The sequence below is a fragment of the bacterium genome, from assembly GCA_016708025.1.
Taxonomy (GTDB): Bacteria; Zixibacteria; MSB-5A5; order GN15; family FEB-12; genus FEB-12.
Map to the genome: position 1 here is coordinate 1,065,630 of JADJGQ010000001.1, position 24,242 is coordinate 1,089,871.

Consider the following 24,242-nt stretch of genomic DNA (forward strand, 5'->3'; position numbering starts at 1 on the left):
TCAAGCCGCATAAGCTGATTATAACCGTTTGTGATATAAGGATTAACCCATGCGCTGGTCGCAGACATACATTCCGACTCTCCGTGAACAACAGGCCGAAGCCGAACTGATCTCCCACCAACTGCTGCTTCGCGGCGGCTATATCCGCAAACTCGCCGCAGGAGTCTATATCTACCTGCCGCTGATGAACCGGGTGATCGACAAGTTCTCCAATATCGTCCGTGAAGAGATGAACGCCGCGGGCGGACTTGAGATCACGATGTCGGTTCTTTGCCCGGCCGAGGTCTGGCAGCAGACCGGTCGATACACGACCGTCGGTAAAGAACAGATGCGGATGAAGGACCGTCACCAGCACGAAATGATCCTTTGCGGCACGCATGAAGAGACCGTCACTCATCTGGTCGCCGGCGAAGTCAAAAGTTATCGCCAACTGCCGCTGCATCTCTATCAGATCCAGGTGAAATTCCGCGATGAGATCCGCCCACGTTTCGGACTGATGCGCGGCCGTGAGTTCATCATGAAGGATGCATATACGTTTGATGCCGACGAAGCCTCGTTTATGAAAACCTACGACCGGATGGTCCAGGCTTATTTCAATGTCTTCAAGCGGGCCGGGATCGATGTCGTCAAAGTTGAGTCCGACACCGGCGCGATGGGCGGCAAAGCGGCGCATGAGTTCATGCTGCTGGTCGATACCGAAGCCGGGGAAGAGGTGATCCTCTTTTGCGAAAAGTGCAACTATGCGGCGAACCGCGAGAAGGCAACTTTCCGCGATCCACTCAATATCGCCAAAGAGACCGATCACAAGCCGATGCAGGTTGTCGACACGCCGGGCGCGGCGACAATCGAACAGGTGACGTCGTTCCTGAAAGTGCCGGCAACCAAGCTGGTCAAGACACTGATCTACATGGCTGATGGTCAGCCGGTGGCCGCAATGATCCGCGGCGACCGCGACCTGAACGAAGTGAAATTGAAAAACGCTCTGAAGGCGATCGACCTGACTATGGCGACCGCCGAGCAGGTGACCGAGTTCACCAAAGCGCCGGTCGGCTTTGCCGGACCGGTCGGCCTGAAGGATGTCACTATCCTGGTTGACCCGCTGGTCGAATCAATGGCGAATTTCGTCGTGGGCGCCAACCAGAACGAAAAGCACATCATCAATGTCAATCTGGGGCGTGATTTCACAGCTTCCCAGGTGGTCGATCTGTCGGCGGCGCGTGGTGGCGATATCTGCCCGAACTGCGAAGCGCACATGGTTGCCAAGTCTGGTATCGAAGTTGGGAATACCTTTATGTTGGGTACTAAGTACTCTATACCGCTGAATGCGACTTTCCTGGATGCCGAGGGGAAAGAGAACCCGATGATCATGGGGTCATACGGGATCGGAATCACACGGACGCCGCAGGCGTCGCTGGAGCGGTTCCACGACGAAAAGGGGATTATTTGGCCGAAGAATCTGGCGCCTTATTTGGTCCAGCTTATCCCGCTCAATCTGGCGAATGAGCCCCAGAAAGTGGCCGCCGAGGCAATTTACGCCGCTTTGAACCAAGCCGGGATTGAGGTCCTTTACGATGACCGGGAGGAGCGCGCGGGGGTCAAGTTTAACGATGCTGACCTGATCGGCTTGCCGATCCGTATCACTATAGGGGACAAGTCGTTAAAGGACGGTAATGTCGAGCTGAAGGCCCGGGCAGAGGGGACGATGGAGCTGGTGCCGGTTGCAGGCGTGGTGGAGGCGGTCCAGAAGCTGGCATCAAGACTCCCTTAGTCCAGAATTTTGTTGCTTCATAACAAGTTACTCTTTATCATATCCTCTTGGCGAAATCCGGGTTTATCCCGGATTTTGGGTATATGTGAGATTTTTGAGGTATGGCAGAAGACCTGAAACAGAAGGTATTGGACTTGATCGAACCGGCGCTACGGGCGGAAGGATTCGAGATTGCCGACATGGCGTTATCACGCTATCGGACAAGCGTGTTGATGCGTGTCTATGTGTACGGCGAGAGCGGTCCTACGTTGGCCCAGTGCAGCCACTTGTCGAATGTCATCGGCAATGTGATCGAGGGAACCGAACTGTTTGCAGGGGGTTATACACTTGAAGTGTCCTCCCCCGGTCTTGATCGACCGTTGAAGACTTCCCGGGACTTTCGGTACCGGGTTGGCGAGACGGTCAAAATCGCCTTTGTCGATTCCAAACGGAAAGCAATAACGGCCGAGATCGTCTCCGCGACGGAGGATTCGGTCACGTTTCGCGAAAAGGACAAGGAATTCGATGTCCCGCTCGCGGAAATAGAGAGAGCAAAAATACAGTTTTGATGGAGTTGGTCTGATGGCATTCGACATGCTCGAAGCAATGACCCTGATCGCCCGCGAGAAGAATATCGATTTTGACGCGGTCGTGGAAACCCTGGAAGCCAGTTTGCTGGCGGCGGCGAAGAAGAAATATGCCTACACGGACAATATTACCTTCAAGTTCGACCGCAAAGCCAATGAACTGTCCATGATCGCCACCAAGAAGGTGGTGAACCAGGTGAACGACCCGAATATCGAGATCCCGTTGATCGATGCCAAAGAGCTCGATCCGGAAGCGCAGCTTGGGGATGAACTGGATATTTACCTGGATTACGAGTTTGAATTCGGTCGCAATGCGATCAATTCGGCCAAGCAGATATTGATCCAGAAGATCCGTGAAGCGGAGCATGAGCGGATATACAACGAGTTTATCGACAAGGTCGGCACGCTGGTCACCGGTGTGGTGCAGCAGATCGACAAGGGGAATGTGATCGTCAACCTCGGGCGCGGTGAAGCGATCCTTCTGGTCAAAGAGCAGATCCCGCGCGAGAAGTTCCGCCAGGGAGACCGTATCCGGGCGTACATTCTCGATGTCCAGAAGACGCCGCGCGGGCCGCAGATCATTCTGTCCCGTGTCAATAACGAGTTCCTCCGGGCGCTCTTTGCGCTTGAGGTTCCGGAGATCTACGAGAAGATCATCGAGATCCGGGCGATCGCCCGCGAACCCGGTGAAAGAGCCAAAATCGCGGTTTATTCCTCGGATGAGCGAATCGACCCGGTGGGTGCGTGTGTCGGGATCAAAGGGGTACGAGTGCAGAGTATCGTCCGCGAACTGAATAACGAGCGGATCGATATCGTGCCGTTTACTTCGAATCCCGAAGTATTCGTGACGCGTGCGTTGGCTCCGGCCAAGGTTACCGCGATCGACGTGTTCGATGCCGAGAAGAAGATGACGGTCGCCGTAGAGGATGAGAAGTTGTCGCTGGCGATCGGCCGTAATGGGCAGAATGCTCGGCTGGCGTCCCGACTGACCGGATGGAAAGTGAATATCCTCGCTGAATCCGAATACAACGACCAGAAGAAGCGTGAAGCTGAGATGCTGGTGCCGGTGGGAGATCTTGAGGGGATCGGTTCGAAAATACGCGACCGGTTGATCGAGGCGGATATCAGTTCGATCCAGCGATTGGCAGCTGCCTCGGTTGAGACGCTGATGAAGATCGAGGGGATCGGGCAGAAGACGGCGGAGACGCTGATCGAGCGAGCCAAGGAGCGGGTGGTGGAGATCGAGCGCGATCGACTTGCCGCTGACAAGCTGAGTGTGGCTACTTCGACAGTCTCAGTCGCCGATGACAAGCTGGCGGAGAGCGATCTCTTCCACACGGATGCGGAAATGGCCGCTGAAGAAGCAGCCGAAGAAGACGACGACGATGAAGATGATGATGATGACGAAGATGATGATACGGATGAAGAAGAAGCCGGGAGTGACGGCGAAGCGGAGGACGAGAGTAAAGGGAAGTAAGGGAGCATGAGCGTGGGCAGGCTTCGCGATGAAGCTGTCGACACGGAGTAAGCGGCCGCGCCAGTAAGGCGCGTGAGAGGACAGAAGGGATACGAGTAGTAAACGCATATGGCAGATATCACAACCGACCAGAAACGCATCTACGAGCTCGCGAAGGATTACAAGATCTCGTCGCCTGCGATGATGAAGATTTTGCAGGAGCTGGGTTTTGCGCCTAAGTCGCACATGTCCGTCGCCTCTCCGGAGATGATCACCGCAGTCGAGGGGAAATTCAATCAAGAGCGTCAGACTGCCAAGAAAGAGATGGAGCAGAAGACGCAGGCGAAAGAAGCGCGGGAGAAGGCGGCAGCCGCCGCTGCGGCAGGTCCGGTCGTGACGCCGCCATCGGCGCACACCCACACGCATACGCACGCCCCAAGTGCCCCGCGGACTCCTTCGGTTACCCCTCCGGCCACACCTGTTGTGGCGGAAGCTTCACCAACGCCGGTTCCGGGAGCGGCAGTCGCTATCGGCGGCATCAAGGTAAGCGATGGGAATACGCCGGTCGCCGGATTGATGCGGAAGATCGAAAAGAAGAAAAAGAAGAAAGAGCGTCGCCGCAAAAAGGACCGTCGTGATGTCGATCAGGCTGAAGTCCAAAAGGCGTTTCGCTCGACCATGGCCAACCTGAGCGGGACGAAGACCAAAAAGCGTTATCATCGCGGCCCGGATGACCGTCCGGATGCCGAAGGCACCGAAGCTGATGTCGTCGAAGTGAATGAATATATGTCGGTGGCTGAACTGGCCAACCTGCTCGACCATAAGCCGGCCGAAGTGATCGCCAAACTATTCGAAATGGGAATGATGGCGACAATCAACCAGCGTCTCGATATGGATACGATCGAGATGGTGGCCTCGGAGTTCGGCGTGGAAGTCAAGCAGCGGGCGGAGATCGGCGAAGAGTTCCGCGAAGAAGAGCATTCTGAGATGGCGACGCATCGCGCGCCGGTCGTCACGGTGATGGGGCATGTCGATCACGGCAAAACCTCGCTGTTGGATTACATTCGCAAGACCAACGTGGTGGCCGGCGAAGCCGGTGCCATTACGCAGCATATTGGTGCATATGAAGTGATGCACAAGAAGGACCGGATCGTTTTCCTGGATACTCCCGGTCACGAAGCATTTACGGCAATGCGTGCTCGTGGCGCGCATTTGACGGATATCGTGGTGCTGGTGGTGGCGGCCGATGAGGCAGTGATGCCGCAGACGGTGGAAGCTATCGACCATGCTCGCGCGGCCGGATCGCCGATCATTGTGGCGATCAACAAAATCGATAAGCCAGGAGCTAATCCGGAAAATGTCCGGACGCAGTTGTCGCACCACAATCTTCTACCGGAAGATTGGGGCGGCAAAACTATCATGGTTGAAGTGTCAGCCAAACAGGGGATAGGGATCGAGAAACTACTCGACATGATCCTGTTGCAGGCTGAAATGATGGATCTGAAGGCGGATGCAACTATCCGGGCGCAGGGTGTGGTTGTGGATTCACGTCTTGAGAAGGGACGCGGTCCGATCGCGACGGTTCTGATCCAGAAGGGGACCTGCAAAGTCGGCGACCCGATCGTGGCGGGGACATTCTACGGACGTATCCGTACTTTGTTGAACGACCATGACAAAAAGATATCAATCGTGTATCCGTCGACCCCGTCGCAGATAACGGGCTTGAATGGTGTTCCGCAGGCCGGAGACACCTTCATGGCGGTGGCGGACGATGCCGAGGCGAAAGAGATCGCCACCAAGCGGAGCCAGGTGAAGCGCGAGTACGAATCGCGCCGTCCGATGGGCCATGTGACGCTCGAAAGAGTCTTCGATCAGATCAAAGAAGGTCAGATCAAAGAAGTCCGCATGATCATTAAGGGGGATGTGGATGGCTCTGTCGAAGTGCTGTCTGATACACTTGGCAAGATCTCGACGAGCGAGGTGAAGACCAATATCATCCGTCGGGGTGTCGGTGCGATCACCGAATCGGACGTCTTGTTGGCGGCTGCGTCGAATGCGATCATCATCGGTTTCCAGGTGCAGCCGGATAGCCGGGCCCGTGAGATCGCGAGACGTGAAAAAGTCGATGTCAGAACTTACGATATCATTTACGAAGCGGAAGATGACGTTCGCAAAGCGCTCGAAGGGCTGTTGGCCCCGACGGTTTCCGAGCAGTTTGTCGGCGCCGCCGAAGTGCGGGATCTGTTCCGCGTACCGAAGGTCGGCGTGATCGCCGGTTGCTATGTGCGTGAAGGTAGGATCAACCGCAAAGATAAGATCCGCCTGACCCGCGACGGAAAGGTGATCTATACGGGAGTGATCGGATCGCTCAGACGATTCAAAGATGATGCCCGCGAAGTGAAAGAAGGATTCGAGTGCGGTATTGGGATCGAGAATTTCAACGATCTCAAAGTGGGTGACCGGATCGAAGCTTTCGAGCTGGTAGAAACCGCACGGACGTTACAGGCCTAGGCGGGCGATCAGAGAAGAAAGTACGTGCCGGGATGTTAGTGCAGCCCGGTCAGATATAAGAGACCATGAAACAATTCAAGCGTTCGGACAGGCTACAGGAGCAGATGTTGCGGGATGTTTCCACGCTTCTGGAGTCGCCGTTGCGGGAACAGGGTCCGGGGTTATTGACCTTTACCCGCGTGAAGATGACGAATGACCTTCGCTATGCAACCATCTACTATTCGTTCCTGGGAGATGCCGAGGCACGCAAGCGTGCGGAAGGGTATCTGGAGAGAGAACGAGGATGGATCCGGACGCAACTCGGGAGGAACCTTCGGGTTCGCAATATCCCCGAGATCACCTTTAAGTTTGATCCCTCGATCGAAGAGGGGATCCGCATCGAGCAGCTCTTTGCGCAGATCAGGAATGAAGGCAATAAAGACTCGTGATCTCATTACGGTGGCCATGCCGACCGCCGCAATCACTTCGATCTTAAAGGCGGCCGAGCGGGTCCTGGTGGTATCGCACATTGATCCCGATGGAGACGCGCTGGGAACGCAGTTGGCCTTTGGTGAGTATCTGAAAAGCCAGGGGAAGCAGGTCTTCCTGGTGCGCGATTCGGAGATCCCGGCCAAGTATCAGTTTCTATCCGGAATTGATGATATCCAGTTAACCAGCACGCTCCCCAAGGGATTTGCCGTTGATACCGCGGTAGTGTTGGAATGTCCGACCATCGCGCGAGTCGGTTCCGCTTCGGCGTATCTTATTCCTGGCGTCAGGATCATCAATATCGATCATCACCGGGATAACGATGCATTTGGTGAAGTGAATTGGGTAGATATCTCATCCTCCTCTGTTGGAGAGATGACGTACGAGTTTTTGAGCGCAGTTGGGCACCAGATCACACCGGAGGACGCGACCTGTTTGTATACGGCGATCCTGACCGACACCGGGCGGTTCCGGTATGCCTCGACCTCGCCACGGACGATGGCAATCGCGGGCGAGCTGATCGAATTGGGAGCCGATCCGCATTTGATCACGGAGAAGGTTTATTACAACATGCGCCCCTCGAGCATGAAGCTGACCGGCAAAGTGCTCAACAGCATCGAGTATTTTTGCATGGGGCGAGTCTGTATTCTCTCTTTGACGCAGGATATGCTGAAAGAGTCAGGAGCGGTGGAATCGGAGTCAGATGGGCTGGTAGATTTCACTCTCTTTACCGAGGGAGTGAAAGCCGGTGCACTGGTCAAAGAACTGCAGAACGGACAGACCAAAGTGTCGTTTCGTTCGCAGGATGGGATCAACGTGGCAGAGTTAGCCTACCGCTATGGCGGCGGCGGACACTTTAATGCCGCAGGGTGCACGATCCCGAAGCCTTTTGCTGAAGCGCGGGTGGAAGTTGCCCGCATGCTTTGTGAGGCTGATCATGGCGTGGCTTAACAAACATTCCGGAGTTTTACTGTTCGACAAACCGTCGGGCGTGACCAGCCATGATATGGTCTACCGCGTTCGTCGGATATTGCAGCAGCAGGAAGTCGGCCACACCGGGACGCTTGATCCGATGGCAACCGGGTTGCTGGTGATGTGCGTCGGAAGAGCGACCAAGATAGCGCAGTTCATTTCGAATCTTGAGAAATGCTATCTGGCGGAAGTGAAACTGGGGTTGAGTTCGGCAACGTATGATGCCGAAGGGCTCGATCCGCACGCCGTGCCGGTTGAGACATCGCACGTGACTGAGTCAGAGGTCCTGGCGGTGATGAATGGATTTCTTGGGACGCAGATGCAACAGGTCCCGGCGCATTCAGCGGTCAAGATCAACGGTCAGCATTTGTACGAGTTGGCTCGCAATGGACAGGAACTCGAGTTGCCGGAACGGGAAGTGACGATCACTTCGTTGCGGCTTGAGTCGTTTGCGGATGCGACGATCCGATTTGAAGTCTGCTGTTCCAAGGGGACATATATCCGGAGTCTGGCACATCAGATCGGGCAGCAACTGGGATGTGGAGCATATCTTTCAGCGTTAAGGCGAACCTCGGTAGGGCCGTTTTCGGTGCTGGATGCCGTCACGCCGATCCATCTGGCTCAACTGGCAGACGAAGGAAAAGCCGGCAGTGCGTTGATGCCGATCGATCAGGTCTTGCAGTTCGGCGCGATCTGTATACAGGATTCTTTCCGGCAGCAGGTTGGTTTTGGACGGATGCCCGCCTGGACTGATGTCAATCGGATCGAAGGCGTATTCGAGCCGGGAGATCGAGTGGTGATCAAGAGTATGGCCGGCGAAGTGCTGGCAGTCGGGATTGCAGGTTCGAGTTCAAACGAGTTTACGAAGCATGGTGGACAGCCGGTCTCGAGTTATGTGAGAGTATTGGCATGACGGCGCGATTTGTGTACGACATCGCGCAGTATCATCCGTCGTCGACCGGGGTTGTAGCAACGCTGGGGACGTTTGATGGGATACATCGCGGCCACCAGGCGATCTTCAGCCGCGTAAAGGAAGTGAGCAAAGCGAGCGGACTTCCGGCAGTGTTGGTGACATTCGATCCGCATCCGCGCTTTGTCGTGTCACCGGAACATGCGCCGTTGTTGCTGACGACCACGCCGGAGAAGGAAGAGTTCATACCGGCCTACTTTGACGGCCAGGTAGTGGTGCTTCCGTTCACGAAGGAGCTGATGAATCTGTCGGCGGAGGAATTCGTCAAGCAGATACTGCTGGATAAGCTGGGAGTAAAAAAGCTGATTGTCGGATATGATCATGCCTTTGGCAAAAACCGAAGCGGCAACACGACGGAGCTTCGTCGGATGGCCTCGGTCTACGGGTTTGAGTTGGAGGTAGTTGAACCGGTGATCATCGATGGTTCGGCGGTATCCTCGACGCGGATCCGCAATGCGATCCAGGGAAATTCATACGCTGAGGCACTCGACCTGCTCGGGCATAATTATGCGATCTACGGAACGGTAGAGCGCGGGATCGGCCTGGGGCGGAAGTTGGGGTATCCGACGGCGAATGTTAAATATAGTCCGATGAAACTTCTCCCGCCCGAGGGCGTCTATGCCTGCTGGGTTGAAATAGACGGCGAGGACAAGTGCGGGATGATGTTTATCGGAACGAATCACTTTAATCCATCGGGACGGGTGACGGTCGAAGCAAACTTGTTTGAGTTTGACCGGGATATCTACGACCATGAGATATCGGTTTACCCGACCCATTTCGTGCGATCCAACCAGCGGTTCGACTCAACGGCCGCATTGGTATCGCAGATCGAGCAAGACAAAATCAATGTTATGAGAATACTATCTAAAGGAGCAGAGAAATGCCAGTAACGAAAGAGCAGAAGGCGAAGGTGATCGAGCAGCATCGGCTGCACGGGACCGATACCGGCTCACCCGAGGTTCAGATCGCGCTGTTGACGGAACGGATCAACATGTTGACTGAGCACATGAAGACACACAAGAAGGATTTTCACACCCGCCACGGCCTGTTGAAGCTGGTCGGACAGCGGCGTCGCCTGTTGGATTATCTCAAGGATCGCGATATCGTAAGCTATCGCGCGGTACTTGGTGAACTTGGTCTGCGGCGATAACAAAGGAACTGAACACATTTATGGCACATAGAGTAGAATTTGAAATTGGCGGCCGGACGATGATCATCGAAACCGGCAAGATGGCGAAACAGGCGAACGGCGCCGTGACGGTACAGTATGCGGACTCCATGGTGGTCGCGACGGTATGCGCGATGCAGGAGCCCAAGGAAGGGCAGGACTTCTTCCCGCTGACAGTCGAATATCGTGAGAAGTCATACGCCGCGGGTAAGATCCCGGGCGGGTTCTTCAAGCGTGAGGGGCGTCCGTCGGAGAAGGAGATCCTTTCCGCGCGTATTATCGATCGCCCAATCCGTCCGCTTTTCCCGGACGATTATTATGGCGAAACGCAGATCATCTGCTACGTCATATCACACGACCAGAAAAACGACACCGACATCCTTGGGTTGATCGGGTCGGCCGCGGCGATCGCGGTATCGGATGTTCCGATGCAGAAGACGATCGCCGGCGTGCGCGTAGGCCGTATCGACGGGCAGTTTGTGATCAATCCGACGATCGACACACTTGAGGAAGCGGATATCAATATCACGATGGCCGGCTCTGCCGATAGTATCGCGATGGTCGAAGGCGCGGCGGGCGAGGTCTCGGAAGAGGATATCATCCAGGCGCTGATGTTCGGTCACGAGCATATCAAACAGGTGGTCGCGCAGATCGAGAAGCTGGCGGCGATGGTAGGGAAGAAGAAATTTTCCTATACGCCGGTGGTGAAGGATGCGGCGATCGAAGCTCGCGTCAAAGAACTCGCCGGCAAGAAGTATGACGATTTCAACCGGATCGCCGACAAGGATACTCGTCGGGAGTCCAAGCGGGCCCTGAAGAAAGAGATCCTTGAGACGTTGAAGCCTGAGTTCCCGGACAAAAAGAACGCGATCAATAACGTTCTGGAAGAGCTGGATTCTCACTCGATGCGCTCGATGATCCTGAATACGGGTAAGCGAATCGATGGCCGCGGGCCAGATGACATTCGCGAGATCACCTGCGAAGTGGGCGTGCTTCCGCGCGCGCACGGCTCGGCGTTGTTCACACGTGGACAGACGCAGGCGTTGGTGGCCGTGACCCTGGGGACCAAGATGGATGAGCAGCGATTGGACGAACTCGAAGGCGAGTCGACCAAGAGCTATATGCTGCATTACAACTTCCCGCCGTTCTCGACTGGCGAGACGAAGATGATCCGCGGCACCAGCCGTCGTGAGATCGGTCACGGCAATCTTGCCGAGCGGGCGTTGATCCCGGTGATCCCGTCGGAGATTCACTTCCCGTACACGGTACGAGTGGTGTCCGATATCATGGAATCGAACGGTTCGTCCTCGATGGCGACGGTCTGCGGAGCATCGCTGGCGTTCATGGATGCCGGTGTGCCGATCAAGACGGCGATCGCGGGCATCGCGATGGGGTTGATCCAGGAAAACGACAAGACGGTCGTGTTGACCGATATTCTCGGTGACGAGGATCATTTCGGCGACATGGACTTCAAGGTAGCCGGTTCGAAAGATGGCGTCACTTCGATCCAGATGGATATCAAGATCCAGGGATTGGATGTTGAGACGATGCGGACGGCGCTTGATCGCGCCCGGGTCGCGCGTTTGAGTATTCTGGACAATATGAATCGCACGATCTCGAAGCATCGCGACCAGTTGTCCGAGTACGCGCCACGCATCCTGATACTGAAGATCAATCCGTCGAAGATCGGTGAGGTGATTGGCCCCGGTGGCAAGGTGATCCGCGCGATCATCGAAGAGACCGGCGCGAAGATCGATATCAGCGATGACGGCACGGTGTTGATCGCCTCGGTCGACGGCGAAGCCGGACGTCGCGCATTGGCCCGCGTCCAGGAGATCGTCGAAGAGCCGGAGATCGGCCGGACATACAATGGTCTGGTGCGACGGATCGCCGAATTCGGCGCGTTTGTCGAGATCCTTCCGGGGACCGATGGTCTGGTGCACATTTCCGAGCTGGATGTCAACCGCGTTCGTCGCGTGGAAGATATCTGCAAGGTGGGTGACCGGATGGAAGTGAAAGTGATCAATGTCGACGGTGACGGGAAGATCCGCCTCTCTCGCAAAGCGCTCCTGACGCAGAAGCAGGATGCCTAGGCGAGAAGCCGCGATATGGTCGCACACAAGAAGCATTCTATCACAGATGGCAGCGTATATCGCAAGACGGAGCTCAGAAATGGGCTCCGTATCGTTACGGAGACGCTGCCATCAGTGCGTTCGATAGCGATCGGCGTCTGGGTTGATGTCGGATCGCGAAATGAGACACCGGAAGAGAATGGGCTTTCCCATTTCGTGGAGCATATGCTGTTCAAGGGGTCGCACAAGCGATCAGCACGGGAATTGGCAGCAGCTCTGGAAACGCTAGGCGGTTCCCTCAACGGCTTCACTTCGCGCGAACAGACCTGCTATTATGCCCGGGTTCTCGATGAACATCTGCCGATAGCGGTGGATGTCCTGGCGGATCTGACCTGCAATGCGACATTGACTGCACAGCATGTCAATCGCGAAAAGCAGGTTGTCTGCGAGGAGATCAAAGAGGCGCTGGATAATCCTTCGGATAAGATCCACGATGTTTTCTCGCGTACCTTCTGGGGGAAACACCCCTTGGGTCAGCCGATCATGGGATCGCAGGAGATCATCAAGGGGTTGACTCGTCCCGGAGTGGTTGATTTCGTCAAGAAGAACTATCGCGCCGAATCGATCGTGATCGCGGCATCTGGGTCGATCAGTCATGAACGAATAGTCGCGCTGGTAAAGAAGCATTTCAAATTCGGCGAGGGGGCATCGGCGCCCGCGCCTCGTGCAAATGAACCGGCGACACTGAAGATCAATATCGAGTCGAACCGTTCCAAGCAGACGCATGTTTGTATTGGCTTCCCGGCGTTGCCATATGAATCCACCGAGCGGATGACCTTGCTGGCGCTCAGTTCATATCTGGGCGGCGGGATGTCCTCGGTGTTGTTCCAGAAGATCCGAGAGGATCGTGGGCTGGCGTATTCGGTGTATACCTTCAATGATTTCTATCGCGATACCGGAATATTCGGCATCTATCTCGGGACAGACCAAAAGCATCTCAACAAAGGTGTCGACTTGATCCTGACCGAGTTGAAGAATATGCGGAAGAAAAAGCTGGCGACCTCGGATCTGAATAAGCTCAAATCGCAGATGAAGGGGCATTTGATCCTGAGCCAGGAATCGACGAACAGCCGAATGAATCGGCTGGCACGCCAGGAGTTGCTGATCGGCGGCTATCAGCCGTTGACCGATATGGTCACGGAGATCGAAGCAGTATCGGCAAAGCGGTTGCAGGATCTGGCGAATCGAATATTCGATGAATCCCGCGCGGTAGCGGCGGTGCTGGGGCCAGTCCCCAAAGGCGCTTTGGATGGCGCATTCTGACCGAGTGACTCAATCAGGAGTCGAGCACGCGGCGCCAGCAGTCTTGGTTTTTCACAAGCTGCAGGCGTCGTTTTCGTTTGGGGCTACTAATTACTCGCCAAAACGATTCGCAAAATTGCTCCATCGGCTGAACTCAAACGGGACCAGGTTCACGGTGACGTTTGATGACGGATACCAGCACTTGGCAAACAATCTTCCAGCCCTCATGGACCGATACCAATTTCATCCGACCATATTCGTGCCGACCGGATGGATCGGAAAACCAAATAGCTGGGATTACAGTCATTGGTTTCGACGCGAGCCGCATTTGGAACGTCGAGAGATCCGGGAACTGGCAAATATTGGAGTGATATTCGGTTCGCATGGGCATAGTCATGTTGACCTGACCGCGGCATCGGAGCGGAAGCTCAAGATGGAATTGCGACAGTCGCGTGAGATTCTGAGCGATCTGGCGGCCAGAGAGATCACGGCAATCAGTTATCCGTTCGGGCGCCATAATGAGATGGTGCTTGAGGCGGCGGAATGGGCAGGTTATACGGCCGGATATACCATGACATTGCCGATGTCGAGCGATCATGTGCTATCCCAGGGGCGCATTCCGGTGTATGGATATGACACGATGTTGACGATCCGGAATAAGATGGGTCAGGGAGTGTGGCATCGGATCGAGGCTCTCAAAGTCTCCATTACCAATCAGTTATCGGGTGGGACAATCCTCCTCAACCGCATGCGGCGGTTGGACTAAACTCTTGCGGGTGATTGCCGTTCTTACTACCATAGGTTCTTGAGGTTACTGAAGGAAAAGGTATGACAACACCGATAAAAACGGGACAAAAATACGATTTCGCCGCAATCGAGGCGAAGTGGCAGGCACGCTGGGAGAAAGATCAGGCTTTTCGCGGTTCCGATTCTCCTGACCCCAAGAACAAGTTTTACATGCTGGTTATGTTCGCGTATCCCTCCGGAGATATCCATATGGGGCATTTCCGGAATTATATCATTGGTGATGCGGTAGCGCGCCTCCAGATGATGCTGGGGAAGGAAGTAATCTACCCGTTTGGTTGGGACGCGTTCGGGTTGCCAGCAGAGCGCGCGGCGATTCAGCGGAATATTCATCCATCGGAGTGGACGGAGAAGAATATCGGGGTATCGCGGTCGACGCTTCAGAAGGTAGGAATCGCGTTTGACTGGTCGCGCGAAGTGGTGACCTGTGCCCCTGACTATTACAAATGGACCCAGTGGATTTTCATCCAGTTGTTCAAGCAGGGGAAGGCGTACCGGAAACGGGGGTTCGTTAATTGGTGCCCCGAGGACAAAACGGTCCTAGCAAATGAGCAGGTAAAGGAAGGTCGCTGCGAACGGTGTGGGACCCTAGTCGAAAAGAAAGACCAGATGGGATGGTATTTCAGGATCACCGACTACGCTGACCGTCTGATCGACGACCTGGACAAACTGCCGGGTTGGCCGGAGAATGTCCGGACGATGCAAAAGGAATGGATCGGGCGCTCCTATGGGTTGGAGGTCGACTTTAAGATCGAGGGGTCGGGGGAGAAGCTGGCAATTTTCACGACCCGGCCAGATACGATCTTCGGTGTGACGTTTATGGCGATCTCGCCGGAGGCCGAGCTGTTGCAGAAGCTGGAGCTGGCGCCGGAGTATGCCCTGAAGGTCAAGGAGTACCAGAAGCTGGTTGCGGGGCGGTCGGATATCGAACGGGCGGCGGCAACGTTGGAGAAAGACGGTGTCTTCACCGGCAAGTACGCAATCAACCCATTTAACGGTGAGCGGGTTCAGCTCTGGGTAGCTGATTATGTATTGGCCGGCTATGGGACCGGGGCTGTGATGGCGGTTCCTGCGCATGACACACGTGATTACGCTTTCGCCAAAAAGTATGGCATTCCGATTAAAGTAGTGATTTCGCATAGCACAGCTATGTCGCTGGATGCCGATGCGTTAGCTGACGAGTTCACGGAAACTGGTCCGATGGTCAACTCGGGACAATTCGACGGGAAATCCGGGGAAGAGGCTATCGCGGCAGTTTCGCTATTTGCCGAGGGACAAGGGTTTGGGCGTCGGAAGGTGAACTACAAGTTGAAGGATTGGTCGATCTCCCGCCAGCGTTACTGGGGGGCGCCGATTCCAATCATTCATTGCACCACATGTGGTGAGCAGCCGGTTCCGGATGAGCAGTTGCCGGTGGTGCTTCCGAAGGTCGAAAACTATATGCCGAAGGGGCGGTCGCCGCTGGCGGATGTCCCGGAGTATATCAATACCAGATGTCCAAAATGTGGCGGCAGGGCTGAGCGGGATCCTGATACGATGGATACGTTTGTCTGCTCGTCGTGGTATTTCCTCCGGTATTTGGACCCGAAGAATTCGGCGACGCCCTGGGATAAGGACAAGGCGCGTCGCTGGATGCCAGTCGACCTGTATATCGGCGGGATCACCCACGCGACCGGCCATTTGATCTATTTCCGGTTCTTCACCAAGTTCCTGAAGGATATCGGGTGGGCCGAGTGCGAGGAGCCGGCGCTTCGGTTGTTCAATCACGGGATGGTCATGGATGCCCATGGCGAGGTGATGTCGAAATCCAAAGGGAATGTGGTTTCACCGATCACGCTGATGGAAAGCCGCGGGACCGACGTGACCAGGCTGGCGATGTTTTTCACGGCGCCCTCGGAAAAAGAGGTGCTCTGGAGCTCGGATTCTATCACCGGGGTGGAGAAGTTCGTCCTGAACCGGATGGTGCCGATCCTCAAGGAGTATCGCGGCTCGCGACCAGACTTAAAGCGATACTTTAACCTCGAGAAACTGGACGCGGACGAACGGTCGATCTATGTAAAGCTGAACCAGACGATCAAGCGCGTTTCAGAGTCGTTCGAGCGGCTGCAGTTTAATGCGGCGATCGCGGCAATTATGGAATTGACGCGGGATTACGACTCGACCAAAATCAAGACTGATGAACTAAATGACCAGATAGTACTGAAATCGGTCCAATTGATAGCGCCGCTGGCGCCGCATTTGGCCGAGGAGATCTGGGAATCAGCCGGGTTCAGCCAATCGATTTTCAAGTCGAGCTGGCCGGAATATGATCCGGCGGCGATTGTCGGCGATACGATCGAGATCGCGGTCCAGGTGAATGGGAAACTTCGGGATTCCGTGACAGTTCCGGCCGACGCGGATCAGGCACTGGTAGAGGCGGCGGCATCTGAGAGTCAGAAAGTCCGTGGTTTTACCGATGGGAAGCAGATACTGAAGAAGATATATGTGCCGGGGAGACTCCTTAATATAGTGGTGAAGGGTTAGGGAGCGGCCTCAGGTTCGAACTATCAGATACCCGGTCAGTCAGGCCGGGTTTCTTTTTGGTGTACGGGTTAACATAATATATCTTATAGGACGCACCAACCAATCTCAAGGATAAGGTTCGCAGGTGGCTCGGTGTTTGGAGTCGGGCGGTGAATCAATCCCTACTTTGACGTCCCCCTTCGTGTCATACAAACGCCCGAGGTGATCACAAGCTGTGATGTCTAATCCGGGTTTTTCCAGGCCCTTGCGCGTTTGAGGTGTGTCCTGTTTTTGGGGAGTTTTTTGGAAATGTAATACGGCGTGCTGGGCATGAAAAAAGCCTCCTATATAAAGAGGCTTCAGGCTTGAGCACTAGCGAGCGTATTACGTTTTTTTGGAGCGAGGAGTCTTAGACTTTGTCTTCGTACGAGCGGCCTTGGGTTGAACGACCGGCTCTCCCCCGCCTATTTCCTTGAATCCCCACGTGGCCAGTTTGCGAGCTTCGCGGAAGCGGGTCGAACCGCCAGGGGCTCCGAGGACGACCAAAGTCAGCTTGTGGCCGCCGGCATCCTGAACCATGGAAGCGAGACAATAGCGAGAAGCATCGATATAGCCGGTTTTGCCAGCCAACACGCGATAAGGGGCATCCATCATGCGATTGGTGTTGCCGAGCTGAAGGCTGTAGGTCTTGCGACCCCGCTTGATATAAACCGTCTGCTTTTTGAGGGCCGTGATTCTTGCGATCTCAGGATAGGTGTAGGCGTGATGCAGAATGATAGCGACCTCATGAGCGGTTGAGACATTGCGTTCGTCGAGACCAGTCGGATCGAAGAAGACAGTATGGTCGAGGCCGAGGGCGCGGACTTTGGTGTTCATCAGGTCGACAAACGAGGTCAGTGAACCAGCGGTGGCTCTCGCCAGAGCTCGGGTGGCGCGGTTGTCGGATATCATTAATGAGGTATAGAGCAAGTCACGGAGCGAAAGCTCATGACCCGGCCGTAAACGAGAGAACGACGACTTGACGGCATCTTCCTTACTGACCGACTGGCGGGCGTTGAAGTCCTTGACATTATCCAGTACCACCATCGCCGCGACCAGTTTACTGATCGAGGCGATCGGGTGAGTCATTTCCGCGTTTTTAGCGTAGAGGACATCGCCATTTTCATAGTTGACCAAAATGGCGGAGCGGAGATTGAGGCGTGGACCATTGGCCTTGACGGTCTCGAAATCAAAGGCGTAGTTCCCTGCCGTGACCAGTTTGGCCTCGACATGGTTGGCGCCCTCGAGCACATCGATCTGATTAAACGCCAGCAGGAGAATTCCTGCCAGGACGATCAGAACTTTGCTGATCCAGGAGGCGAGCCTCATGCTTTCATTGTCCTATCATTCCAGAACATAGTCCCACAATAGTAATACAGTTTAATATCGAATCCACTTAATAACTTCGGCCAAAGTGGCTCTTTTTCCATACATTAATATGCCAACGCGGAAGATCTTGCCCGCCACCCAGATAACGCCGATGGTGGCGGCGATCACGATGAGGAATCCAAGAATGATCTGCAACATAATGGGCGAAAAAAGAGAGAACGCGCCGGCACTGGAAGCCATGAAAGCGACGCGCATCATCATCATGGTCGGAGTGAGAATCGGAATAAACGAAAGCACTACCGGTAGTGTTGAATTTGGATCCTGCATAACGCGGAAGCCGATGATGATGGGGAGAATGAGCGCCATGATGATGGGGAAATGGAAATTCTGCGCTTCTTTCTCCGTGGTGCAGATCGCGCCGATGACGGCATAAATGGTCGAGTAAAGCAGGTAGCCGGAGACCAGGAAGAGCGTGAAAGCGATGGCGACATACGGATTAAAGAATGAGGAGGTCATGGCGGGGTCGAGTTCCATGGCGAAGATACTTGCGCCACCCATGAAGATCCCACCCATAAGCATCCAGGCCGCAACAGAAGTAAAGGTGGCGCCGCCGAGTCCCAAGACTTTTCCCATCAGGAGTTGGAACGGAGTGACGGAGGAAACGAGCACTTCCATGATGCGGGTGGTCTTTTCTTCGATGACGGAGCGCATCACCTGCATCCCGTATCCGAGGATCATGCCGTACATGGTCATGACAAACAGCATCATGGAGAAGTACTTGAATTTGATCGAGACCTCTTTTCCCTGGGTGTTCATCAAAGAGAGGTCGATCCGTTCGGTCAGTTGCATGATAGAATCGACCGGCAGATTGACGTTTGAGAGATGCAGTTTCCTGGTCGAGAAGCGATTGGAGATGATGTTCTCAAATCGGGAGAGGCTGACGAAATCATCACTGTTCGTAATGGCATATACACTAGTATCGGTCAGCGAGGCGTTTTTGACGACCAGGGCGTATTTCAGCTCTTCCTCATTCACCAGATGATTTACGGAATCGAGCATGGGAGTGGCGTTGGCAAACTGTTCAGGCGGAGCAACCACCAGGTCGATATCATAATACGGTGCCGTGGAATCATCGGGGAGACGGAATTCCGCCAGATCGGAGGCAATCTCTTGTCCGACGCCCGTTCCGGAGAAATCAATGACGGCCATGGATTCGGTGCTGCTGGCCTTCTTTTCAGCGATAAGCGACGGGATAAAGATGAATGCGGCCATGATGGCCGGGGTCAACAGGAGTCCGACGATGAAGGATTTCTTTTTGACGACCTGTTCGTATTCGTTCTTGGCTATTATCCAGATCTTAGACATTGGTCACCTCCTGACCCTGCATTTCCTTGGGATCGACTTTGGCCAGTTCGATGAAGATGTCGTAGAGCGAGGGTTCAACAATAGCGAACCGTCGAACAGAGACCTTTTCGATTATCGCCCGAAGGATGTTGCTTGGATCGGCTCCCTGGGCGAGGCGGAGTTCCATATACCGATTGAAGTCGGAGACGGCGGCGACACCGGGAATTGACCCAACAAAAGAACCATCGCCATCGATCTCGATCTGCACGGCGTTTTTGCCGAAGCGGGCCTTGATGTCGGTGAGTTTGCCATCGATCACTTTCTGGCCCCGCGAGATCATGCAGAGGTTATCGCAGAGTTTTTCGGCCTGTTCCATGACATGGGTTGAAAAAAGGATCGTGGTGCCGGCCCGTTTTAAGTCGAGGATGATATTCTTGATCAACTCGGTATTAAGCGGATCGAGGCCGGAGAAAAGCTCATCAAGAATGAGCAGTTCCGGTTCATGAACGATGGTGGTGATGAATTGCAGTTTCTGCTGCATCCCCTTGGAGAGTTCCTCGACTTTGCGGGTGCGATAGCCGGAGAGCTGCATGCGTTCGAGCCAAGGGTCGATCTTGGGGCGGGTTTTCTCGGGGGAATACCCTTTCAGCTCGGCCATATAGATGATGACCTGCTCGAGGGTCATTTTCTTGTAGAGGCCGCGTTCCTCCGGAAGATAACCAATATGGTTGGTAAAATCGTTGGGGCGTTCGTTGCCGTTAATGCGGATCTTTCCTGAATCGGGGGCGGTGATGTTCATTACCATGCGGATGGTAGTGGTCTTCCCTGCTCCGTTCGGGCCGATGATGCCGTAGATGGCACCACGCGGGACCTGGAGCGAGAGGCGCTCCACCGCGACTTTGCCGTCGTACTCTTTGCGTATCTGATCCAATTCAAGGTACATGGGCGTCCCGTGTTCGCTTTCTTTGGTTAGGGTTTATCAGTATGGGTAGTGCCAGAGGCGGCCGTCAACAAAAACAGGCAATCAGCGGTCGAGATTGAGCCGCTTAATGAAATCGAGTGCGTTGGATGCTGCTTTGCCATCGTAACAGTTGTTGAAATATACGTATACTCGGGCGACCTTGTTGCGGATCGCCTCGATTCGTTGCCGCCATTCTTCGAGTTCGGACTCCGAATAAAGGTAGTTGTAGCGCTGTTCGCCGGACACCCACCAGCCATCGGCGTTTCGTCCATGCAAACGAACATACGCGGTGTCCGTGGTAAGGTGAACCGAGCGGTCCATCAGGCCGGGAAGGTCGGGTTCATCGACGGAAACGTAGCCGACCCCTTCCCTTCTCATTTTTTCAACCACCGATATACTACTCCAGCTACTGTGGCGATATTCAACGAAAAGTTTGGCAGGCGCGACCGCCTCGCAGCAGGCAAGCAGATGCGATTCAGCCTCCGGGGACCGTTTGAAAGAATAAGGGAATTGAGCAAGCAGACCGGCCAGCTTGCCGGAATCGACCATAGGGCGAATTGATTCTTTGAATGCGTCGATCTCAGAGGCCATGCTGTTGCGGTGGTGAGTGAACGATTGGGGAACTTTGACCATAAAATCAAAGCCGGGAGGTGCCTTTTTCACCATGTTGTACATGACGGCCGGATGTGGGATGCGGTAGTAAGTTGAATTGATCTCGACTGTCGGAAAGTGCTGAACATAATAGTCGAGCATTTTCCCTTTGGGGATATGGTAGGGGTAGAACGGGCCGATCCAGTCGGCAAAGCTATAGCCAGAGGTACCGACGCGGATGTCGGCGGATTGAATCAGATCGGACTGCATGAGCGGAATATAATGGGAAATCGCGGGAAAAAGTATGGTTGGAGGTGGGGTGGTTATTAGATGTGATATTCAGACTTCCCTCATCCGGCGCTTCGCGCCACCTTCTCCCAGAGGGAGAAGGGAAATTGTCAAAGGTCAGGGTTTGGATAGTTTCTGGAATTTGACTTTGCCGCATTTTGGGCAGATCCACTTGCGCTGTTTGTGAAAGCTTCTCCCCTGCTCTTTCATTCCGATCTTGCATTTACGGCAGAGCATCGGGTCCTCTCCCCTATCGCAAGAGTCCGAGAAAATCGGAGAGAAGGAATTCGGCACGTCCGATAAAGGTGGACATCCGGGACATGACCGTATAGCCGAAAGTGGCGCCAAAAAAGATCATCAGAAAGTAGGTGCCGATCTTAGATGAAATACCGAGAGCTCCGGTTTGTGGTCGGCTGAAATAGAAGTATGAAAGTGTGGCGAATAGCCCGATCACGACGATCAGACCGGAGACGCTGATTTCTCCGGTGCCTCCCACCGTGCTGAAAACTGTGTCATTCATTTGATTGAGGATGCGTGGGCCAAGCATGGCCGGGATCGCTGCGCCGGCACCGGAGCCGATCAGGATAGCGAGCGGAATGCGGGAGATCGGAGCGGCTTTGGGGAAAATGCGCGCGAACATCATGAGCGCGAGAATTAACGGAAAGACGAGTGAGAGTTTGCCATCGGCAAGCGGTTCAACCAGCAAGTCCATGACTGTGCTGGTCCAGGCGATGACGAGGGCGTAGCCGATGGAGACACCGACTAGCAGATATTCGGCCATTTTGTAGACCGGATTGTCGCGATAGAGGAAGGTGAGTATCGCGATAGTGAGGATAGCGGCGATGAGGGTGTTGATATCCATCAGGCTCCCCTCCGTCGCGCGATGAAATAGATAACATTCCCGGCGAGGATCAGCAGGAGGACGTATACATGGGCTGAAGCCTGAGCCAACATGCCACGCAGCCCTCCCCCACTCTGTCCGGAAAGCGTCTCATATTCGGCGGCACCCCGGAGTCCGCCGATCAGGGCATGCAATTGGCCGGATGAAATGTACGGATCGTAGGTGGTGACCATGGCGGCGGTCATGGCTGAAGTGATGGTTACGCCAAAACGAGATTGGCCATATTCTATCCAGTGGACCGCCATGTTGCCATCGCCAATGGAGACGACCGCGTTTACTTGCGAGTAATTAATTATCCCAGACAGGAGAGCGAGTGAGTCATACGGATGTCCCAGATAGTCCTGCGGGAAGGTTTTCTGAAGTGATTCTCCCATTGAGAGTATGGCCGCGATGTACTGCGGTTTGAATCCGAGATAGACCCAGTCGGAGCCGTACTGCTTATTCTGCTCATGCGCCACCATATCCATCAGGCGATAGCCAATGCCGGTACCCTCGGCCAACAAGGCGAGTCCGACAATACGGTGCCCTTTGCTGAAGGAGTGACGAAGCAGGGCGAGAGCGGCAGGTCGGATCTCCGGAAGCGAAGAGGATTCATGGTCGAAGGAATAGATCAAGGTTGAGCCTTCAGGAAGTGAGTCGATGTAGGCATGCATCCGTCGGGTTTCCTCGGAGATGGAAACCTCGGGACGAATACCGAGAAGCATCGAGCCAAAAACGACAACCAGGAGACCGAGGAAGGTGTAGTGTCTGGGTTCGAGTTTCATCTTCCACCTCCCAGCCAGGTACGCTCAATGCCGATGATCACGCGAAGCGATGTAGTGAGTGAGCCGAGGCCGATGCCGATCAGAATGGCACGTCGAGCAGCCATAGATGGGTAACTTCGGACCCAATCGGCGGTGGAGATCAAGGCGTTGGCGATCTCCCCTTCGGCCCATGAGCGGCTCATCAGTATGAGGACGGCTGAGAGCAAAAGGACAGCCGCCGGGAGTGAGCGTGCGCGAAAACCACGGAATGAGGCCGAAGCGACAAAAAAGGCGAGCAAGGCGAAGACAGTAGACTGCATCGGGACCTGGATATTCTCGAAGGTCCACATAAAGGGTGAGCCGACGTTGATGCCCCAGATGATGGCGCAGACCGGCATGGCAAGCAGGCCGATAATCGAGACGACGCGATAGATCGTGTCGTTGCCGCGCTGGATGTTTTTCAGGTTAACCCGGAGGAATGAGATGGTCCCGACGATCAGAGCGGAGGCATATATCAGTTGCCAGTATTCAGTGGTAATCGAAAGCGTAATGGCGCGCGCGGTCGGGTGTGGCGAAAAAAATAGTAGAAACATGGCGATGCCAAAGATGGCACAGACGATCTGGGCAACGCGGCGTGACATTAGAACTTCCACCAGGTTGCAGTGGGGATAATCCAGGCGCAGATTATCGACGCAATCAGCACCAAAACGATGATAACTTTAAGCATATCCTGCGCGCGCACTGAAGCGAGGATCGCCCGGTCACCGGAGAGGTATCCGGAAGCGGCGAAAAGCTCCTCGCCGATCAGGGTGTAGTCGCAGGCGACGATGAAGAAAGCGAGCTGGATGGTTGAGTCGGTTCCGGCGATCTGAATGGCGCCGACTGAATTGCCAGTTTCAGCAATGATAAGCGATTCAGCCTCAAAGGTACCAAGCAGAAGGACAGCGGCCGGGTGCTGTCGGCTGATCATCCCCTCTACTGCGGCGGCGTAGCCGAATTGAGAGGTAGAAACAAAGCGGATGTCGTCTTCGCGGAAGCGGTCCGGGTAGCCGGTGCGGACGTAGCTTTCGCGGATCACTTCCTGAGCGACCGACTGGATGACCGGGTCATGTGTCGGATACAGCAAGCGGCAGTCATATTGGGCGGTTTTTTCTGCGACCTGGCCAAGAATATTCATAGAGGCGATGGTAGTCGGACGCTGGATATCTCCCCCCCATCCAGGAGTAAAAAGAACCGGACGGGCCATTTCGGTGGCGCGGCCGATGGCATCATCAACCGCTCGCAGGCCGGCGATGGGACGTGGACGATATTTGTCACGGCTGGCTTTGTGATAGGTGGTATAAAGCACGACGATGATCGCAATGATCGCGGCGATCAAGGTGGGGAGTTTGACGATGTCAAACCACGGATCAGGAGTTGGCGGAACCAGCAGGATCATGGAGTGACTTTAGACCTGTTGGAGACTGAAAGCAACTAAAGTTTTTTTT

21 protein-coding genes are annotated in these 24,242 nt (G+C 54.8%); 13 read left to right on the forward strand and 8 right to left on the reverse strand.

Annotated features, from left to right (window positions below; all coding sequences use genetic code 11):
• Positions 1-49: 49 nt before the first annotated feature.
• From IPH75_04770 to IPH75_04830, 13 genes are all read left to right on the forward strand, one after another.
• The gene (locus IPH75_04770) at positions 50-1,768 is read left to right on the forward strand and encodes a proline--tRNA ligase (GenBank protein ID MBK7141376.1); all 1,719 of its coding nucleotides are present in this window, start codon (positions 50-52) and stop codon (positions 1,766-1,768) included.
• Between the two features lie 101 nt (positions 1,769-1,869).
• Positions 1,870-2,316 carry a ribosome maturation factor RimP gene (locus IPH75_04775; protein MBK7141377.1) on the forward strand — a complete coding sequence of 149 codons (447 nt, stop codon included), beginning with the start codon at positions 1,870-1,872 and terminating at the stop codon, positions 2,314-2,316.
• A gap of 13 nt (positions 2,317-2,329) precedes the next feature.
• The gene (gene nusA / locus IPH75_04780; protein MBK7141378.1) at positions 2,330-3,811 is read left to right on the forward strand and encodes a transcription termination factor NusA; all 1,482 of its coding nucleotides are present in this window, start codon (positions 2,330-2,332) and stop codon (positions 3,809-3,811) included.
• A 108-nt stretch (positions 3,812-3,919) separates the two neighbouring features.
• Complete coding sequence (gene infB, locus IPH75_04785) at positions 3,920-6,301, forward strand: translation initiation factor IF-2 (GenBank protein ID MBK7141379.1); 2,382 nt, start codon at positions 3,920-3,922, stop codon at positions 6,299-6,301.
• Between the two features lie 65 nt (positions 6,302-6,366).
• Complete coding sequence (gene rbfA, locus IPH75_04790; protein MBK7141380.1) at positions 6,367-6,729, forward strand: 30S ribosome-binding factor RbfA; 363 nt, start codon at positions 6,367-6,369, stop codon at positions 6,727-6,729.
• Positions 6,707-7,720, forward strand: a complete 1,014-nt coding sequence (locus IPH75_04795) for a bifunctional oligoribonuclease/PAP phosphatase NrnA (GenBank protein ID MBK7141381.1) — start codon at positions 6,707-6,709, stop codon at positions 7,718-7,720. Before rbfA ends, IPH75_04795 begins: the two co-directional genes overlap by 23 nt.
• Positions 7,707-8,654: a tRNA pseudouridine(55) synthase TruB gene (truB, locus tag IPH75_04800; protein MBK7141382.1), complete on the forward strand. Its 948-nt coding sequence runs from the start codon at positions 7,707-7,709 to the stop codon at positions 8,652-8,654. Before IPH75_04795 ends, truB begins: the two co-directional genes overlap by 14 nt.
• Positions 8,651-9,601, forward strand: coding sequence for a bifunctional riboflavin kinase/FAD synthetase (locus tag IPH75_04805; GenBank protein MBK7141383.1), 951 nt, complete (start codon positions 8,651-8,653; stop codon positions 9,599-9,601). The genes truB and IPH75_04805 overlap by 4 nt, the downstream gene beginning before the upstream one ends.
• Positions 9,592-9,861: a 30S ribosomal protein S15 gene (rpsO, locus tag IPH75_04810; protein MBK7141384.1), complete on the forward strand. Its 270-nt coding sequence runs from the start codon at positions 9,592-9,594 to the stop codon at positions 9,859-9,861. Before IPH75_04805 ends, rpsO begins: the two co-directional genes overlap by 10 nt.
• A gap of 20 nt (positions 9,862-9,881) precedes the next feature.
• A complete protein-coding gene (gene pnp / locus IPH75_04815; protein MBK7141385.1) occupies positions 9,882-11,972 on the forward strand; it encodes a polyribonucleotide nucleotidyltransferase in 2,091 nt (696 codons plus the stop codon).
• Between the two features lie 114 nt (positions 11,973-12,086).
• Entirely contained in the window at positions 12,087-13,274 is a 1,188-nt protein-coding gene (locus tag IPH75_04820) for an insulinase family protein (protein ID MBK7141386.1), read from the forward strand.
• Positions 13,261-14,019: a polysaccharide deacetylase family protein gene (locus IPH75_04825; protein MBK7141387.1), complete on the forward strand. Its 759-nt coding sequence runs from the start codon at positions 13,261-13,263 to the stop codon at positions 14,017-14,019. The genes IPH75_04820 and IPH75_04825 overlap by 14 nt, the downstream gene beginning before the upstream one ends.
• A 62-nt stretch (positions 14,020-14,081) precedes the next feature.
• A complete protein-coding gene (locus IPH75_04830) occupies positions 14,082-16,580 on the forward strand; it encodes a leucine--tRNA ligase (GenBank protein ID MBK7141388.1) in 2,499 nt (832 codons plus the stop codon).
• Between the two features lie 363 nt (positions 16,581-16,943).
• Here the strand turns inward: IPH75_04830 and IPH75_04835 are convergent, their stop codons facing one another.
• The 8 genes from IPH75_04835 to IPH75_04870 all read right to left on the reverse strand — a co-directional run bounded on the left by IPH75_04835 (position 16,944) and on the right by IPH75_04870 (position 24,193).
• Complete coding sequence (locus IPH75_04835) at positions 16,944-17,927, reverse strand: D-alanyl-D-alanine carboxypeptidase (GenBank protein ID MBK7141389.1); 984 nt, start codon at positions 17,925-17,927, stop codon at positions 16,944-16,946.
• Between the two features lie 51 nt (positions 17,928-17,978).
• Positions 17,979-19,292, reverse strand: a complete 1,314-nt coding sequence (locus tag IPH75_04840) for an ABC transporter permease (protein ID MBK7141390.1) — start codon at positions 19,290-19,292, stop codon at positions 17,979-17,981.
• Positions 19,285-20,214: an ATP-binding cassette domain-containing protein gene (locus IPH75_04845; protein MBK7141391.1), complete on the reverse strand. Its 930-nt coding sequence runs from the start codon at positions 20,212-20,214 to the stop codon at positions 19,285-19,287. Before IPH75_04845 ends, IPH75_04840 begins: the two co-directional genes overlap by 8 nt.
• A gap of 81 nt (positions 20,215-20,295) precedes the next feature.
• Positions 20,296-21,093, reverse strand: a complete 798-nt coding sequence (locus IPH75_04850) for a DUF72 domain-containing protein (protein ID MBK7141392.1) — start codon at positions 21,091-21,093, stop codon at positions 20,296-20,298.
• 268 nt (positions 21,094-21,361) lie between these two features.
• Positions 21,362-21,973: a hypothetical protein gene (locus IPH75_04855; GenBank protein MBK7141393.1), complete on the reverse strand. Its 612-nt coding sequence runs from the start codon at positions 21,971-21,973 to the stop codon at positions 21,362-21,364.
• Entirely contained in the window at positions 21,973-22,776 is an 804-nt protein-coding gene (locus IPH75_04860) for a hypothetical protein (GenBank protein MBK7141394.1), read from the reverse strand. Before IPH75_04860 ends, IPH75_04855 begins: the two co-directional genes overlap by 1 nt.
• Entirely contained in the window at positions 22,773-23,396 is a 624-nt protein-coding gene (locus IPH75_04865) for a hypothetical protein (GenBank protein MBK7141395.1), read from the reverse strand. The genes IPH75_04860 and IPH75_04865 overlap by 4 nt, the downstream gene beginning before the upstream one ends.
• On the reverse strand, positions 23,396-24,193 hold the full coding sequence (locus IPH75_04870; protein ID MBK7141396.1) for a hypothetical protein: 798 nt from the start codon (positions 24,191-24,193) through the stop codon (positions 23,396-23,398). Before IPH75_04870 ends, IPH75_04865 begins: the two co-directional genes overlap by 1 nt.
• Positions 24,194-24,242 lie beyond the last annotated feature (49 nt).